Below are 15,098 nucleotides of genomic sequence, written 5' to 3' on the forward strand. Positions count from 1 at the left end.
CGTCAGGCCTTGCCAATCTTTGCCGCCTTGTTCTTGTCGAACCACCACAGCGATTCAATCGGGAAAGCATAGTCGGGCTTCGGCTCCTTGAAACCGAACATGTCCCAGAACGCCACCCAGTGATTCGCGTTGTGATAGTTTGGAATCCAGTCGTGGCGCGCGCGCAAGACCCGGTCGAGCGCCCGCATGGCGATAATCAGGCTTTGGCGGTCCTTGGCCGCGCCAACGGCGTCGACCAGCGTATCGACAGCAGGATCGGAGATGCCGGCATAGTTGCGGGTTCCCGGCATCGCTGCGCTGCGTGAATGGAAGAATTGCTCCATCTCGTCCTGCGTCGGCGACGGCGAAAACAGGAATGCTGCAATGACGAGGTCGAAGTCATACTCCGACAGCCGGCGCTGATATTGCGGCGTGTCGACGATGCGGGAGGTGGCATCGATGCCGACAGCGCGCATGTTCTCGATGAAAGGAGAAAATCGCTGCGACAGCACTTCTTCGTCGCTTAGCATTTCCAATGTCAGCTTTTCGCCTTTGTCATTCTCGACGAAGGAGCCGGTGCGTTTCCACCCCGCGTCGGCCAGCAGCTTCGATGCCTTGCCGAGCATCTTGCGATCCCGGCCCGAGCCGTCGGACACCGGCTGCAGCACGGCTTCGCCGAACGCTTCTTCAGGGATATTTCCCCGCAGCGGTTCGAGCAGTGCGAGTTCTTCGGCTCCCGGCTTGCCCTCGGCTCGGAAGTCGGAAAGTTCGAACAGCGACTGGGAACGATTGTAGAGATCGTAGAAGAAATTGCGCTTTGCCCATTCGAAATCGAAGCAGAGGCCGATGGCCTGCCGCACCCTGACGTCGTTGAAACGGTCGCGACGGTGGTTAAGCGCTATCGCCTGCATGCGAGGGCGTTTTTCGGTCGGGAACTCACGCTTGACGACCCTGCCTTCCTTCAGCGACGGAAAGTCGTAGTCGAGCGCCCAACTGCGGGAAACAGATTCTTCGCGGTAGAAGGTGTCGCCCTTCTTGAGGGCTTCAAAATTGGCACGGCGATCGAGGTAGAAGTCAATGCGGATGCGGTCGAAATTGTTCTGACCGCGATTGACGTTGAGATCGCGGGCCCAGTAATCGGCGACGCGCTCGTATTCGATGGTCTGGCCGGGAGAGACGCGGCCAACCTTGTAGGCGCCCGAGCCCAGCAGCGGGCGCATGCCGCCCTTGAAGCCGTTGGTCTCGATGTCGGTCCTGGATAGGATCGGAAACCCGATGATCGACAGGATGAGCCGCTCGCTCTGCTTGCCGTCGAAAATGAGTCGCAGCGTCTGCTTGTCGTCGGCAACGGCATCGGCGAGGCGCGCCAGCGGGATGGCGAAATCCGGAGCTCCGTCGCTTTTCAAAAGCTTGTAGGAAAAGGCGGCGTCCTCGGCCGTCAGCGGCGAGCCATCATGGAACCGCGCTTCGGGCCGCAGCTTGAAGGTGAAACTGTTGCGGTCGGGTGCGATCGTCACCGTCTTCGCGACCAGCCCATACATCGAATCCGGTTCATCCAGTGCCGATGCCATCAGCGAGTCGAAGCACATTTCCATGCGTGGCGGTGAATCGCCCTTCAAGATGAAGGAGTTCAACGTGTTGAAGGTCTGCGGATTCTGGTTGAACAACCAGCTGAAGGGCGAGAAGTTGAATGTGCCACCCTTCGGTGCTTCCGGGTTCACATAGTCGAAGTTGCTGAAGCCAGCGGCGTATTTCAGGTCACCAAAGGCCGACAAACCGTGCAGAGGCGTTTCGGTCGGGCTTGCAGCAAAAACCCGGCTTGGCAGAAGCGCAACGGCTGCCGTCGCTGCTCCAAGCGCCAGAACATCGCGGCGGGATGGACCTGCCATCAATTGAGGCCCTTGTACTTCGCGGCCAGGGCCTTCTCCTTTTCGACATCGACCCACCAGGAATCGATGTCCGGTCCGACATAAGACGGTTGTTTGTCGGGAATGCCGAACTTGTTCCAATAAGCCAGGCGCACATCCGGGCGGGTGAATTGCGGCACGGCGTAGAAGCTCCACAACAGCACGCGGTCGAGGGCGCGGGTGGCGGCAATCAGATCATCGCGATCGGTGGCGAAGATGACGCGGTCGACCAGCGCGTCCACGACAGGATCCTTGATACCGGCATAATTGCGGGAGCCTGGGGAGTCGGCGGCCTTCGATGACCAGAAGTCGCGCTGCTCGTTGCCGGGGGAATCCGACTGCGGCAGAACTTGTGTGGTCATGTCGTAATCGAAATTGTTGACGCGATTGACGTACTGGCTGCTGTCGACGAAGCGCAGCGTTGCGACGACGCCGATCTTGCGCAGCATGGCGACGTAGGGATTGAGTGTCGCTTCGGCGCCCTGACGGAAGTCGAGGATTTCGAAGGCGAAGGGCTGCCCGGTCTTGGCGTTGACCATCTTGCCGTCCTTGATCACCCATCCAGCCTGCTTGAACAGGTCGACCGCCGATTTCAGGATCTTGCGTTCCGCCTGGGGATTGTTGAAGGCTGGAATCTTGAATTCCTCGGTGAACAACTCCGGCGGCAGCTTGTCCTTGTATTGGTTGAGGATTTCGAGCTCCTTGCCCTGCGGCAAGCCGCTGGAGGCAAGATCCTTGCCCATGAAATAGCTGGTGATGCGCGTATTCAGCCCAAAGGATTGCGTGCGGTTGATCGTGTCGAAATCGTACAGATAAGACAGTGCCTGACGCACATGCCGATCTTGGAACAGCGGCCTGCGCGTGTTGATGACGAAGCCTTGGAAATTGGCGAGCGCCGCAGCGGGGAACTGCCTTTTGATGACGTCGCCGGCCTTCAAGGATGGGAAGTCGTATTTCGTCATCCAGTTGCGACCGCTGTTTTCGACGTTGATGTCTTCGAGGCCGCCCTTGGTGAAGGCGAGCCATGCGGCGCTGTCGTCGAGGAAGTAGACGTACCGTTTGATGTCGAAATTCTCGCGGCCGATCTTCACCGGCAGTTTGGCGCCCCAATAGTCCGGCACGCGCTCCCAAATGATCTCCGTCCCTGGCTTGAAGTTCTTCACCTTGTAGGCACCAGAACCCAACGGGATTTCCAAAGTGGGTTTGGTTATGTCGCGCTTGTTACCCTTGGCGTCCGTGCCTTCCCACCAATGCTTGGGCAACACGACAAGATCGCCCATGATCTTCGGCAGTTCGCGGTTGCCTTTCTGGTCGAAACGGAATTCCACCTCGCGTTCGCCGACCGCCACTGCCTCGGTGACGTTGGCGAAATAGCGGTTGTACATCGGGCTGTTGGTCTTCAGGACACTGAAGGACCAGATCACGTCGTCGACGGTGATCGGCTTGCCGTCATGCCATTTCGCGCGCGGGTCCAGGCGGTAGGTGGCGGAGGAATAGTCGGCCGGGTATTTATAAGCTTCGGCAACCAACGGGTGGCTGACGCTGCCTTCGTCGATCGCTTGTTCCATCAGCGTTTCGTAAAGAAGGCCGCCGCCAAACGGTGCAAAACCAGCAGCTGGCGAACCTTGCACGATGTAAGGATTGAAGCTGTCGTAGGTACCGATGACCGTCGAATTCAGCGTGCCGCCCTTTGGCGCGTCCGGATTGACGTAGTCGTAGCGCTGGAAATTCTGGCCGTATTTCGATTCGCCGAGCAGCGAAGAAGTGGTGCGCCATTCGTCGGCCATTGCTGCCTGGATACCGATGGCAAGGACGGCACCTGCCGCCAGCAACTTCAAGGGCATCCCGAGCCAGAAACGCTGCATCCCTGATCCTTCTGCCTGTAGTCTGTTGGAACCGGCACTTTAGCTTATTCGCGGCCTGCGAAAACCGGCAGAACCTGCCTTATTTGCCCGCATGCAACAAAAAAGCCGGGTCAAACCCGGCTTTTTCATGATTTCCAAGATGACAAATCCGTCAGTGAGCGCCTTCAGCGGGCTTGGCATCGGCTGGCGCTGCAGCCGGCGTAGCCTCGGGCGCGGCGCCTGCTTCCGGCAACGGAGCCGGGTTGTCGGACAGCGTGCGCAGATAGGCGAGCAGGTTGCCGCGGTCTTCATCCTTCGGCAGACCGGCGAAGCCCATAGCGGTGCCTTTCACCAAACCCTTCGGGGAAGTCAGGAAGTGGTTCAGGTTCTCGAAGGTCCACTTCGTCTCGCCGCCCTTGGCGAAATCCTTCATGCCCGCCGAATAGGCAAAACCCTCGTGATGGGCGACCGGGCGATTGACGATTTCCCACAGATCCGGACCGATCTTGTTGGGGCCACCCTTCTCGCCGCTATGGCACGCTTGGCATTTCTTGAAAACGGTCGCGCCGGCTTCCGCCTTGCCCGCTGCCAGAAGATCGGCAACCGGCGTCGCGGCCTTGGCTTCTCCGCCGCCGGCGGCACCAGCTTCGGGCTCGGTCGCTTCGATCGTGAAGCCAGGCTTGTCAGGCTTGGGCGAGGCAAACAGCGAGTCGGATACGATGCCGACCGAAAAAACCACGAACACGGTTCCGAGCAGGCCGGCCAGTACCTTGTTGACTTCGTTGGAATCCATAAACCCCAGCTCCCTTTTCCGGCAGACCGTTCCGTCCTTCCGGCTGTCGGTATCGAGACCCTCCCCGTCGAGGGGGTCAAATCGGGCGGAAACTAGGTCTTTTGCTATTCCGTTGCAACACTTATAAGGACGCTTCCAGTGAGACCTTTTGCCACTTTTCGCCCCGCCCGTTCAGTTCCGCGTCATTCATGTCCACATTGATCCTGATTCCCGCCCGCATGGCGTCCACCCGGCTTCCGGGAAAGCCGCTGGCCGACATAGCGGGCAAGCCGATGATAGTGCACGTGGCCGCCCGCGCGGCGGAGGCCAATCTTGGCCGGGTGGCGGTGGCGACGGACACCGAGGCGGTGGCGGAAGCGGTGCGCGCGCATGGTTACGAAGCGGTCATGACCCGCGCCGACCATCAATCCGGTTCCGACCGCATTTTCGAAGCGCTTGGGACATTCGATCCGAAGGGCGAGATCGAGACGATCGTCAATGTCCAGGGCGACTTGCCGACCGTTGAGCCGGCGATCATCGGCGCGGCGCTGAGACCGTTTGAAGACAAGGCGGTCGACATCGCCACGCTCGGTGTCGAGATCTTGCGCCAGGAAGAAAAGACCAACCCGAACGTCGTCAAGATCGTGGGCTCGCCATTGTCGGAGACGCGGTTGCGGGCACTCTATTTCACGCGAGCCACCGCGCCGTGGGGCGACGGCCCGCTCTATCATCATGTCGGGCTCTACGCCTATCGCCGCGCCGCGCTCGAGCGGTTCGTGGCACTCAAACAATCGGTACTGGAGCGACGCGAGAGCCTCGAACAATTACGCGCTCTGGAAGCGGGAATGCGCATCGATGCGGAAATCGTCCGCTCGGTCCCTCTTGGCGTCGACACGCCCGAGGATCTCGAACGCGCGCGCGAAATTCTGTCTCACTGACGAAAGCTTAGCCAAGAATGTCTCCTGCCCCCACCAACCGTATCTCGTTCCAGGGCGAGCCGGGCGCCAATTCCGACACCGCCAGCCGCAACATGTTCCCGAACATGGAGCCGCTGCCCTGCCCGACATTCGAAGATGCCTTCAATGCCGTGGAGACCGGCAAGGCCGATCTTGCCATGATCCCGATCGAGAACACCATTGCCGGGCGGGTGGCCGACATCCACCATCTTCTGCCCGAATCCAGGCTGCACATCATCGGCGAGTATTTCTTGCCGATCCATTTCCAGCTGATGGTGCTGCCCGGCGTCCAGCGTTCCGAAATCAAGACCGTGCATAGCCACATCCATGCACTTGGCCAGTGCCGGAAATACATCCGCAAGAATGGCTGGAAGCCGGTCGTGGCGGGCGACACCGCTGGATCGGCGAAGTTCGTGGCCGCCGAAAAAGACCGAACCATGGCCTCCTTGGCGCCGCGGCTTGCTGCTTCGCTTTACGGTCTCGATATCCTGGAGGAAAATGTCGAGGATACCGATTCCAACGTCACGCGTTTCGTGGTGCTGACCAAGTCGAAGCAATGGGTCGAGCGCCCCTCCCCCGACACCAAGATGATGACGACCTTCATCTTCCGTGTCCGCAACGTGCCGGCTGCGCTCTATAAAGCCATGGGCGGCTTTGCCACCAACGGCGTCAACATGACCAAGCTGGAGAGCTACCAGCTCGGCGCCTTCACAGCGACGCTGTTCTATGCCGACATCGAGGGTCACCCGGAGGATCCGGGCGTCAAGAATGCGCTTGAGGAACTGCGCTTCTTCTCCAAGGAGGTGCGTATCCTCGGCGTTTATCCGGCCAGCGATTCGCGCGAGCAATGGAAGCTGGCGGACTGAGTCCGCCTTCGGATTCTAGGGTAGTACCGCCTCCGCCTCGATCTCGATCAGCCATTCCGGCAGCGAGAGGCCTGTGACGATGATCCAGGAAGAGGGCGGCGGGTTGGTGGGGAAATAGCGGCGCAAGGCTTCGGCGATTGGTCCCTGATCGTCACGCGCCGCCTCTGCAATATAGATGCGAAGCATCACCACATGCGAGAGATTGCCGCCGGCCTGCTGCAGCAGGTGGTCGATGTTGTCGAGCGCCTTGAGCATCTGTGGGCCGATGCCGCCCTCGACGATGTTCTCGTTCTCATCGACGCCGACCTGTCCGGACAACAGCATCCTGCGCCCGCCCTCGACCACCATCGCCTGACTGAAACCGTATTGCTGGCTGTCGAACAGCCCGGCGGGATTGATCGTCTGGCGTTGGGTCAAGACGTGCTCCTGTTCAGGGCTTGCAAGGTCCACGCTACACTGTGCGGATGGCACATATCGGAGCAGTCGGCCTCGATTTCCAGATCGGTGCGATCAGCCTTCGCTGTCCACCCAGGTCTTGATCAGGTGATGTGCAATGGCGCCCGGCGGTGGGGTCATCAGACCTTCCGGGTGCCGTCGCTCCAGCATCAGACGGGTCTCTTCGCGCGAAAACCAGCGGCAATCCTCGAGCTCGTTGAGGTCGGCATGGATGTCTTCATTCAGGGCTTCGCCGAAACAACCGATCATCAGCGAATAAGGGAACGGCCAGGGCTGGCTGGCGTGGTAGACGACACGCCCGAGCCGGATGCCGGCTTCTTCCAGCGTTTCACGACGCACCGCAGCTTCGATTGTCTCGCCGGGCTCGATGAAGCCTGCGAGCGAGGAATACATGCCTGGGGCGAAATGAGGGCCGCGGCCCAGCAGGCATTGCTCACGCGAGACCGTCAGCATGATTGCGACCGGGTCGGTGCGTGGAAAATGATCCGTGCCGCAAGCCGGGCAATGTCGGCGGTAGCCGCCGGCGCGCATTTCCGAAGGGTTGCCGCATTTCGAACAGAAGCGGTGGCTGACATTCCATGACAACAGCGCCGCCCCTTGCGCCAATGCGCCGAGGGCGGCTTCATCGATCAGGCCCTGGATGTAGACGGAGCGATAGTCGATGGCCTTGATGGTTTCCGGCAAAGCTTCGGATGCCAGCGCCGCAGGCGCCGCCAGGATAGGGATCCCATCGGAAGATCCGAGCAGGATGGCTTCCGCCAGCTGCGTCTCGACACTCGCGCTTTCAGTGAGATTGAACCATGGATCGAAGACGCCGTCCTTCAGTTTCAGATAGAGGCGCCCGTCGCGCATCGGCAGGATGCGTGCTCGATGGTCTTTGAGCGCGACCTCCACGCAATCGCTGGAACGATTCTCGGACTGGCGATCGATGCGGTTGCCGGCGAAGCCGACGAACTGGCTGGGCTCGCGCAAGGGCGCGTCGAACAGGCGAAAGCTCATGGGAGACTCAGAGGCTGGTAGAGATTGCGCGTTTTATAGCGCTGCCTTGATCAGTTCGGCAAACCGATGGAGGTCTGAACGTTTATAGGGTTCGCGTGGGCCGTGGCCCCAGACGGGACCCGGCCAGGCCGGATCGCCTTCGTTGCGGGCAATGACATGAACGTGCAACTGCCGCACGATATTGCCCAATGCGGCCGTGTTGACCTTGGTGCAGGCCGTCGCTGTCTTCAGTGCCTGGCCGACCATATTGACCTCAAAGGTCAGCATCGCCTGGTCGAGCGGGGTCAGGTCATGCAATTCTTCGACGCCGGGCCGCTGCGGCACCAGGATGAGCCAGGGCCATCGCCTGTCGTTCATGATGCGCAGTTCGCACAGGCCGAGCCACAGCAATTGTTCGCTGTCTGCCTCCAACCGGGCGTCCAGCGAAAATCCGGCCTTGAGGCCAGGCAGCATCGGCATTCCCCCAGAAATTTCTAGGAAGGCTAAATCGGCGTTGGATTCGTCGCAAGCCCCTCATTAGGCCGGCTCGATAGCCGGTGCCTTTTCTCTGCGCTTCCATTACCCTTGCATTCCGACGCCAAATTTCCGATATGGGTGGTGGGAGGTTGGTGGTGGACGATCCACTCGCCAACCGGGTCAGGTCCGGAAGGAAGCAGCCCTAACGAGCCCGGAACGGGTCATTGTTCCAGCCTCCCACCTTCTTCGCCCTTTTCCCGCGGTCTTTCTGTCGCGAGCAGTGACGGCGCGCAGCTCAGCGGGCGAAAACTCTTTGCGGAACAATCCGCGGCCGGCGGTTCGAGGGAGCATTCAGGGCGGATGAGCGAAGCCGGAAATAATTCCGCATCGGGAACGGCTCCTGGCGGCTACCGCGTTCTGGCGCGAAAATACCGGCCGTCCAATTTCTCCGAACTTATCGGCCAGGAGCCGATGGTCAGAACGCTGACCAATGCTTTCTCCACGGGCCGTATCGCCCAGGCCTGGATGCTGACCGGCGTACGCGGTGTGGGAAAGACAACCACGGCGCGCATTCTTGCGCGGGCGCTCAACTACAAGACGGCGGATGTCGACCGGCCTTCGGTTGATCTCTCCGTGCCCGGTGAGCACTGTCAGGCGATCATGGAAGGCCGCCATGTCGACGTCATCGAAATGGACGCCGCCTCCCATACCGGCATCGACGACATCCGCGATATCATCGACCGCGTCCGTTATGCGCCCGTCTCCGCTCGCTACAAGGTCTATATCATCGACGAAGTGCACATGCTCTCCACGCAGGCCTTCAACGGCCTGCTGAAGACGCTGGAGGAGCCGCCTCCACATGTGAAGTTCATTTTCGCGACCACGGAAATCCGCAAGGTACCCATCACCGTGCTGTCGCGCTGTCAGCGTTTCGATCTGCGTCGCATCGATGCCGCCATGATCAAGGCGGACCTAAAGCGCATCGCCGGGCTGGAACAGATCGAAGTCGATGACGATGCGCTCGCCATGGTTGCCCGCGCCGCCGAAGGCTCGATGCGCGATGCTCAATCGATCTTCGATCAGGCTATTGCCCACAGCGCCGGCAATGTCACCGCCGAAGCCGTGCGCGCCATGCTCGGTCTTGCCGATCGGGCTCGGATCGTCGATCTGTTCGAGCACATCATGAAGGGCGATGTTGCCTCGGCACTGCAAGGGCTCAGGGCGCTTTACGATGTCGGGGCGGATCCCGCGGCCGTATTGACGGATCTTGCCGAATTCAATCATCTGGTCACGCGCCTGCGTTTTGTGCCGGGGGCCGCCGATGATGCGGCGCTGAGCGAAGACGAGCGCGCCAGAGGCCTTGAATTCTCGCGCACCCTTTCGGTACGGGTGCTGTCCCGCACCTGGCAGATGCTGCTCAAAGGCATCCCGGAAGTGCAAAGCTCCAATCGCCCGGTCAGTGCCGCCGAAATGGTTCTGATCCGCCTCGCCCATGCGGCCGACCTGCCCACTCTCGACGAAGCGTTGAGGTCCTTGGAGAACGGACAGCCGGCGCCTGGGACGGCGGTGCGTGCGAATGGCATCCCGGGGCCCGCTGGTGGAAGCGCCAGCTCGACGGCCGCTGCATCCGTGCGCATGCCTGTCACGCCTGGTGGTGGGCAGACCATGCGGCTGGTGGAGCCGGTTTCGGCTCCTGCTTTCGTGCCGACGGCCGAACCTGTGCAGGAGCAGCAATCGGTGCCGGTCAAATCGCTGGCCGACATCATCGCTCTTGCCGATCAGAACCGCGATATCGCCTTCAAGGTGCAGATCAAGCGTTATGTACGGCCGGTGCGTTTCGAGCCGGGCCGCATCGATGTGACGCTGACCGAAGATGCACCGAAGATGCTGCTCAATGACATGACCTCCAAGCTTCGTGCCTGGACAGGCCGCAGCTGGCTGGTGTCGTTGTCCAAGGAAGAGGGCGGTCAGACCCTGGCCGAGGTCGAGACGACGCGGCGCGAAAACGCTTTTTCCGACGCACGTGCCGATCCAGCGGTGGCGGCCATTCTCGCGCGCTTTCCAGGCGCAAAGATCATCGACGTGCGCATCCCAGACGCGCCGAATGAAGAAGAAAATGATGATGCCGGCCAGCCGATAGAATCGGCTTCGGATGACGATATCGATTTTTGAGAAGGATCAGACGATGAAAGATCTGCTCGGCCTGATGGGCAAGGCAAAGGAAATGCAGGCCAAGTTCCAGTCCATGCAGGAAGAGATCGCCAATCTCGAAGCTTCCGGACAGGCTGGTGGCGGTCTGGTGAGCGTAACGCTGACCGGCAAGTTCGAAATGAAGGCTTTGAAGATCGACCCTTCCTTGTTCAAGGAAGACGAAGTCGAAATCCTCGAGGACCTCATCCTGGCTGCGCACAATGATGCCAAGGTCAAGGTCGAACAGATCATGCAGGAAAAGACCAAGGCCTTGACTGCCGGTTTGCCACTGCCGCCCGGCATGAAGCTGCCGTTTTGATTTGAAAGACAGTATCATGATACGGAGCAAGAGAAGACAGTAAGAATATCTTCTGCGTTTCTCTTGCTCCGTTTTTGTTACAGAATGAAATATTGCGTTATGCTGCGGGATTAATCATTCGGTAACACCTTCCCTAAATCCACGAATTGTTCACCTTGTTCGGCGAAGTAAGGCTTTAGCCATCTTTTTGCCCGAAAGTGTCTCATTCTTGCCGCACATCCTGGGGACAAGGCGGCAGCAAGATATGAGGGACGTTTGTTGAACGCCACGCGTTGGAAAAGGCTGTTTGCCTTGGGGACGATTGTCCTGGGCCCGCTCTTCCTGGCTGCTTGCAGCCAGACCACCGGCAGTCACGGCCTGTCCGTCGCCAAGCTCTCGGATTCGGTAGCTCCCAGTTCCAAGGTCCGTGCTTACCGCTATACCAGCCGCGACAAGGAATGCCTGGCGCGTGCGATGTTCTTCGAATCGAATCGCTCTAGCCGCGATGGCATGGTTGCCGTCGGCACCGTGGTGATGAATCGCCTGCGCTCCGGCAAATATGGCGACAGCATTTGCGGCGTCGTTGGCCAGCGCGGTCAGTTTGCGCCGGGCGTCATGACTCGCCGCATGAATTCCAAGGCTTTGCCCGACGTCATGGAGGCAGCCGAGGCGGTGCTCAAGGGCGAGCGTTCGGCCAAGGCCAAGAACTCGATGTTCTTCCATACGGCAGGCTTGAAGTTCCCATACAAGAACATGCATTATGTGCTGGTGGCCGGCGGCAATGCCTTCTACGAGAAGCGCGGCCGCAACTGGCAGCCTTTGCCCGATGAGAACCCGACCATGATTGCAGCGGCGTTGCCGGCAGCTCCGGCCGAGACCGTTGCCATGGCGTCCGCTTCCACCGGCCCCACGACGGCCTTTGCTTCCACAAAGCCAGCGGCGGGCCAGGCCGTTGCGCCTGTAATGGTGGCATCGGCTGAGCCTGCCAGGTTGCCGGTGGTTGCCGCTTCAGCTGTGCCGAGCGAAAGACCGCAGCCGGTAATGGCGTCCGTCACGACTTCCGAGCCCGAGCCGGTCATGTCGTTCCAGTCGACGCCGGAAAACACCGACGCCATCGGCGCGCTGATTGTCTCGGAAAGCCGCCCGCTGCAGTGATTCCCGCTGCAGTTTGGGCCGCCGGCGGCTAGCTATCGGCGGTATCTGGCCGCAATAGCATCGGCGCCCGTGGCTCCTCGGTTCCAAAGCGGTCGGAAAAATCCTACATCGGTGCGATGTCCAAGCGAATCGCCGGTCCCGAAATCGAACGCCTCATCCAGCTGCTGGCCAAGGTGCCGGGGCTGGGGCCGCGTTCGGCGCGGCGCGCCGCGCTGCATCTCATCAAGAAGAAAGATCAGCTCTTGTCGCCCCTCGCCAACGCCATGGGTGAGGCAGTGGAGAAGGTGCGCATCTGTTCGACCTGCGGCAATGTCGACACGGCGGATCCCTGCATGATCTGCACCGACCCGCGCCGTGACGACGCGACGCTGATCGTCGTGGAGGACGTTTCGGATCTCTGGGCGCTGGAACGGGCGTCGGCGATGAATGTACGCTACCACGTGCTCGGCGGAACGCTGTCGCCGCTCGACGGAATCGGTCCCGACCAGTTGAACATCCGCTCGCTCGTCGATCGGATCGCCGGAGGCACGGTCAAGGAAGTCATTCTGGCGGTAAACGCCACGGTTGAGGGTCAGACAACGGCACACTACATCACCGACCAGCTCTCCGGCTTCGACGTGAAGGTGACAAGGCTGGCGCATGGCGTGCCGGTCGGCGGCGAGTTGGACTATCTCGACGAGGGTACGCTGGCCGCTGCGCTGAAGTCGCGCACGACGTTCTAAGGAGCCGGGAAGGACGGGGCATGGATCGCTTTTCAGGTCGCTTCCCGATCCCCGCGCTGATGCGCTTTCTGCTGCTCGCCACCGTCTTCTTCAGCTTTGCCGGAGCGGTCTCCGCCGCCACCGTCGATGACCAGTTCCGTGCCTGGCTGCAGAACGACCTTTGGCCTGAAGCCAAGTCTAAAGGCATCTCGCACGCGACTTTCAGCGCCGCGTTCGACGGTGTGAAGCCCAATCTCAAGCTGCCCGATCTGGTGCTGCCGGGCCAAAAACCGAAAACGCCGAAGAAACAACACCAGGCCGAGTTCGGTTCTCCGGGTTCGTATTTCGCGGAGAAGATCGTCGCAGCAGTTTCCAATGGCGGACGCGTCCGCGCAGGTAGATACGCCGCGACGCTCCGGCAGATCGAGAAGCGCTACGGCGTTCCGGGTTCCGTCGTCCTGGCGATCTGGGGTCGGGAAAGCGGTTTCGGCGCGGCCAAGATGCCCTATGACGCCTTTGAGGTGCTTGGCACCAAGGCCTTCATGGCAACCCGCAAGGAGATGTTCCGCCAGGAGTTGCTGGCGGCACTGGAGATCGTGCAGCGGGGTCTCGCTCCGGTTGGCGCCATGAAATCCTCCTGGGCTGGCGCGCTTGGCCAGCCGCAATTCATGCCCACCTCCTTTTTGAAACATGCCGTCGATTTTGACGGCGACGGCAAGACCGATATCTGGAATTCCGTGCCTGACGTCATGGGGTCCATCGCCAACTACCTGGTTCACTATGGCTGGGTGAAGGGGCGCGGCTGGGGCTATGAAGTGACGGCACCGGAGGCCGTTTCCTGCTCGCTGGAAGGACCGGACCGCGGCAAGCCGGTTGCGGCTTGGAGCAAGCTCGGCGTCCGCCGCGTCGATGGAAAGCCGTTTCCTGCAGGCGAGAGCGCAGCCGAAAGCTTCCTGATGATGCCAGCCGGACGTCATGGTCCGGCTTTCCTCGTCACGCCGAATTTCTACGTCTTGAAGGAATACAACACCTCCGACCTCTATGCACTGTTCATCGGCCTTGGCGCAGACCGCATCGCTCGCGGCGACCACCGCTTTTCCACGCAATGGGGGGCGGTCGGGGGACTATACAGGTCCGATATCGCGGCTTTGCAACGGGCGCTCGAAAAGGAGGGTTACGATGTCGGCAGCGCGGACGGCCTGCCCGGCTTCAAGACACGGCGTTCGATTGGCGAGTGGCAGACAAAGAACGGTCGCGCCGCAACCTGCTACCCGGACGCGGAGCTCGTCCAGTCGGTCAAGTAAACTCCGCCGCGAAGGCTGCTAAGCCGCCTTCGACATGTTGCGATGAATGTCGGCCAGCATCTCGAAAGAGCGCACGCGAGCGGCATGATCGTGAACCTGTGCGGTCACCATCAACTCGTCGGCACCGGTGCGTGCGATGAAAGCCTCGACACCTCGTTTCACTGTCTCCGGAGATCCCACCACGGCACAGGACAGCGCCTGATTCAGCATGGTTCGCGCAACGGGATCGAGATCGCGATCATAGTTTTCGACCGGCGGCGGAAGCTTTCCCGGCCGGCCGCTGCGCAGATTGACGAAAGCCTGCTGCAGCGAGGTGAACAACAGCTGCGCTTCGGCGTCTGTCGGGGCCGCGATCACGTTGAGGCCGAGCATGACGCGTGGTTTGTCGAGATGCTGTGACGGTTCGAACCGCGTGCGGTAGACTTCAAGCGCGTGGTCGAGTTCGGCCGGGGCGAAATGCGAAGCAAACGCATAGGGCAGGCCAAGCATGGCGGCCAGTTGCGCGCCGTAGAGGCTGGACCCGAGGATCCAGACCGGCACATTCTCGCCCTCGCCTGGTACAGCGCGGATGCGCTGACCCTCCTCCGCCGGCTCGAAATAGGCCATTAGCTCGACGACATCGCGCGGGAAATTGTCGACGCTGGCGTCGAGGTTCCGGCGCAGCGCACGGGCCGTCATCATGTCGGTGCCCGGCGCGCGGCCGAGGCCGAGATCGATGCGGCCGGGATGAAGGGCCGCCAGCGTGCCGAACTGTTCGGCGATCACCAGCGGTGCGTGGTTGGGCAGCATGATGCCGCCGGCGCCGACGCGGATTGTCTTGGTGCCTGCCGCGACATGAGCGATGACGACGGCGGTGGCGGCGCTGGCGATGCCGGGCATATTGTGATGTTCGGCCAACCAATAGCGTTTGTAGCCCAGCCGTTCGGCATGACGGGCAAGGTCCAGTGTGTTGGCCAGCGACTGCGCGGGGGTGCTTCCTTCGCCGACGGGCGAGAGGTCGAGAACGGAAAGATCGGTCATGGGCGTGTCCCGCTGGCTGTCCGATCCCATATAGGGAGAGGTTAACGAAGAGCCAAATCAAGAGATTGGGCCAGCCGCGAAAGCATCCGCCGGACTGTCGAATGCGACTTCCGAAAACACGAATTCATGAATTCAATGTGTTAGGACGCCATTTTTGCCCCTCCAAAGGCGCCAAATGTGTCGTTGCGCTGCAAC

Annotated in this window: 14 protein-coding genes and 1 other RNA gene; 8 read left to right on the forward strand and 7 right to left on the reverse strand. The window is 60.8% G+C overall.

All coding sequences use genetic code 11. From position 1 onward, the window contains the following. Window positions 1-2: 2 nt before the first annotated feature. The 3 genes from L4923_RS21230 to L4923_RS21240 all read right to left on the reverse strand — a co-directional run bounded on the left by L4923_RS21230 (window position 3) and on the right by L4923_RS21240 (window position 4,523). Window positions 3-1,868: an extracellular solute-binding protein gene (locus L4923_RS21230; RefSeq protein ID WP_239368829.1), complete on the reverse strand. Its 1,866-nt coding sequence runs from the start codon at window positions 1,866-1,868 to the stop codon at window positions 3-5. Beyond that, window positions 1,868-3,751 (reverse strand): extracellular solute-binding protein, encoded by a 1,884-nt coding sequence (locus L4923_RS21235; RefSeq protein ID WP_425530984.1) that lies wholly within the window; start codon window positions 3,749-3,751, stop codon window positions 1,868-1,870. The genes L4923_RS21230 and L4923_RS21235 overlap by 1 nt, the downstream gene beginning before the upstream one ends. 151 nt (window positions 3,752-3,902) lie before the next feature. Further along, window positions 3,903-4,523, reverse strand: coding sequence for a c-type cytochrome (locus tag L4923_RS21240; RefSeq protein WP_239368831.1), 621 nt, complete (start codon window positions 4,521-4,523; stop codon window positions 3,903-3,905). A 188-nt stretch (window positions 4,524-4,711) separates the two neighbouring features. On the opposite strand from L4923_RS21240, the gene L4923_RS21245 reads away from it, so the two are divergent. Beyond that, window positions 4,712-5,440 carry a 3-deoxy-manno-octulosonate cytidylyltransferase gene (locus L4923_RS21245; RefSeq protein ID WP_239368833.1) on the forward strand — a complete coding sequence of 243 codons (729 nt, stop codon included), beginning with the start codon at window positions 4,712-4,714 and terminating at the stop codon, window positions 5,438-5,440. Between the two features lie 17 nt (window positions 5,441-5,457). Next, window positions 5,458-6,324: a prephenate dehydratase gene (locus L4923_RS21250; RefSeq protein WP_239368835.1), complete on the forward strand. Its 867-nt coding sequence runs from the start codon at window positions 5,458-5,460 to the stop codon at window positions 6,322-6,324. Between the two features lie 15 nt (window positions 6,325-6,339). On the opposite strand, the gene L4923_RS21255 is transcribed toward L4923_RS21250, so the two are convergent. The 3 genes from L4923_RS21255 to L4923_RS21265 all read right to left on the reverse strand — a co-directional run bounded on the left by L4923_RS21255 (window position 6,340) and on the right by L4923_RS21265 (window position 8,232). Further along, on the reverse strand, window positions 6,340-6,741 hold the full coding sequence (locus tag L4923_RS21255; RefSeq protein WP_239368837.1) for a RidA family protein: 402 nt from the start codon (window positions 6,739-6,741) through the stop codon (window positions 6,340-6,342). Between the two features lie 93 nt (window positions 6,742-6,834). Then, window positions 6,835-7,779: an NAD(+) diphosphatase gene (nudC, locus tag L4923_RS21260; RefSeq protein ID WP_239368839.1), complete on the reverse strand. Its 945-nt coding sequence runs from the start codon at window positions 7,777-7,779 to the stop codon at window positions 6,835-6,837. Window positions 7,780-7,812: 33 nt separating this feature from the next. Next, window positions 7,813-8,232: an HIT domain-containing protein gene (locus L4923_RS21265; RefSeq protein WP_239368841.1), complete on the reverse strand. Its 420-nt coding sequence runs from the start codon at window positions 8,230-8,232 to the stop codon at window positions 7,813-7,815. A 147-nt stretch (window positions 8,233-8,379) separates the two neighbouring features. On the opposite strand from L4923_RS21265, the gene ffs reads away from it, so the two are divergent. From ffs to L4923_RS21295, 6 genes are all read left to right on the forward strand, one after another. Continuing rightward, window positions 8,380-8,476, forward strand: an RNA gene (gene ffs / locus L4923_RS21270) — signal recognition particle sRNA small type. A 119-nt stretch (window positions 8,477-8,595) separates the two neighbouring features. Beyond that, the gene (locus tag L4923_RS21275) at window positions 8,596-10,407 is read left to right on the forward strand and encodes a DNA polymerase III subunit gamma/tau (RefSeq protein WP_239368843.1); all 1,812 of its coding nucleotides are present in this window, start codon (window positions 8,596-8,598) and stop codon (window positions 10,405-10,407) included. Between the two features lie 13 nt (window positions 10,408-10,420). Next, window positions 10,421-10,744, forward strand: coding sequence for a YbaB/EbfC family nucleoid-associated protein (locus L4923_RS21280; RefSeq protein ID WP_239368845.1), 324 nt, complete (start codon window positions 10,421-10,423; stop codon window positions 10,742-10,744). A gap of 291 nt (window positions 10,745-11,035) precedes the next feature. Continuing rightward, window positions 11,036-11,878, forward strand: coding sequence for a cell wall hydrolase (locus L4923_RS21285; RefSeq protein WP_239368847.1), 843 nt, complete (start codon window positions 11,036-11,038; stop codon window positions 11,876-11,878). 116 nt (window positions 11,879-11,994) lie between these two features. Beyond that, window positions 11,995-12,600 carry a recombination mediator RecR gene (gene recR / locus L4923_RS21290; RefSeq protein WP_239368848.1) on the forward strand — a complete coding sequence of 202 codons (606 nt, stop codon included), beginning with the start codon at window positions 11,995-11,997 and terminating at the stop codon, window positions 12,598-12,600. 59 nt (window positions 12,601-12,659) lie between these two features. Then, a complete protein-coding gene (locus L4923_RS21295) occupies window positions 12,660-13,883 on the forward strand; it encodes a lytic murein transglycosylase (RefSeq protein WP_239368950.1) in 1,224 nt (407 codons plus the stop codon). Between the two features lie 18 nt (window positions 13,884-13,901). Here L4923_RS21295 and L4923_RS21300 read toward each other — a convergent pair whose 3' ends face one another. After that, window positions 13,902-14,903 carry an LLM class flavin-dependent oxidoreductase gene (locus L4923_RS21300; RefSeq protein ID WP_239368850.1) on the reverse strand — a complete coding sequence of 334 codons (1,002 nt, stop codon included), beginning with the start codon at window positions 14,901-14,903 and terminating at the stop codon, window positions 13,902-13,904. Window positions 14,904-15,098 lie beyond the last annotated feature (195 nt).

The organism is Terribium retamae (assembly GCF_022347545.1).
In the GTDB taxonomy this organism is placed as follows: Bacteria; Pseudomonadota; Alphaproteobacteria; order Rhizobiales; family Rhizobiaceae; genus Mesorhizobium; species Mesorhizobium retamae.

What these genes read in the sequence shown, in the direction of transcription:
- L4923_RS21230 (WP_239368829.1), bottom strand. Translation starts at nt 1,868, where the DNA reads ATGGCAGGTCCATCCCGCCGCGATGTTCTGGCGCTTGGAGCAGCGACG.
- L4923_RS21235 (WP_425530984.1), bottom strand. Translation starts at nt 3,751, where the DNA reads ATGCAGCGTTTCTGGCTCGGGATGCCCTTGAAGTTGCTGGCGGCAGGT.
- L4923_RS21240 (WP_239368831.1), bottom strand. Translation starts at nt 4,523, where the DNA reads ATGGATTCCAACGAAGTCAACAAGGTACTGGCCGGCCTGCTCGGAACC.
- L4923_RS21245 (WP_239368833.1), top strand. Translation starts at nt 4,712, where the DNA reads ATGTCCACATTGATCCTGATTCCCGCCCGCATGGCGTCCACCCGGCTT.
- L4923_RS21250 (WP_239368835.1), top strand. Translation starts at nt 5,458, where the DNA reads ATGTCTCCTGCCCCCACCAACCGTATCTCGTTCCAGGGCGAGCCGGGC.
- nudC (WP_239368839.1), bottom strand. Translation starts at nt 7,779, where the DNA reads ATGAGCTTTCGCCTGTTCGACGCGCCCTTGCGCGAGCCCAGCCAGTTC.
- L4923_RS21265 (WP_239368841.1), bottom strand. Translation starts at nt 8,232, where the DNA reads ATGCTGCCTGGCCTCAAGGCCGGATTTTCGCTGGACGCCCGGTTGGAG.
- L4923_RS21275 (WP_239368843.1), top strand. Translation starts at nt 8,596, where the DNA reads ATGAGCGAAGCCGGAAATAATTCCGCATCGGGAACGGCTCCTGGCGGC.
- L4923_RS21280 (WP_239368845.1), top strand. Translation starts at nt 10,421, where the DNA reads ATGAAAGATCTGCTCGGCCTGATGGGCAAGGCAAAGGAAATGCAGGCC.
- recR (WP_239368848.1), top strand. Translation starts at nt 11,995, where the DNA reads ATGTCCAAGCGAATCGCCGGTCCCGAAATCGAACGCCTCATCCAGCTG.
- L4923_RS21295 (WP_239368950.1), top strand. Translation starts at nt 12,660, where the DNA reads ATGCGCTTTCTGCTGCTCGCCACCGTCTTCTTCAGCTTTGCCGGAGCG.
- L4923_RS21300 (WP_239368850.1), bottom strand. Translation starts at nt 14,903, where the DNA reads ATGACCGATCTTTCCGTTCTCGACCTCTCGCCCGTCGGCGAAGGAAGC.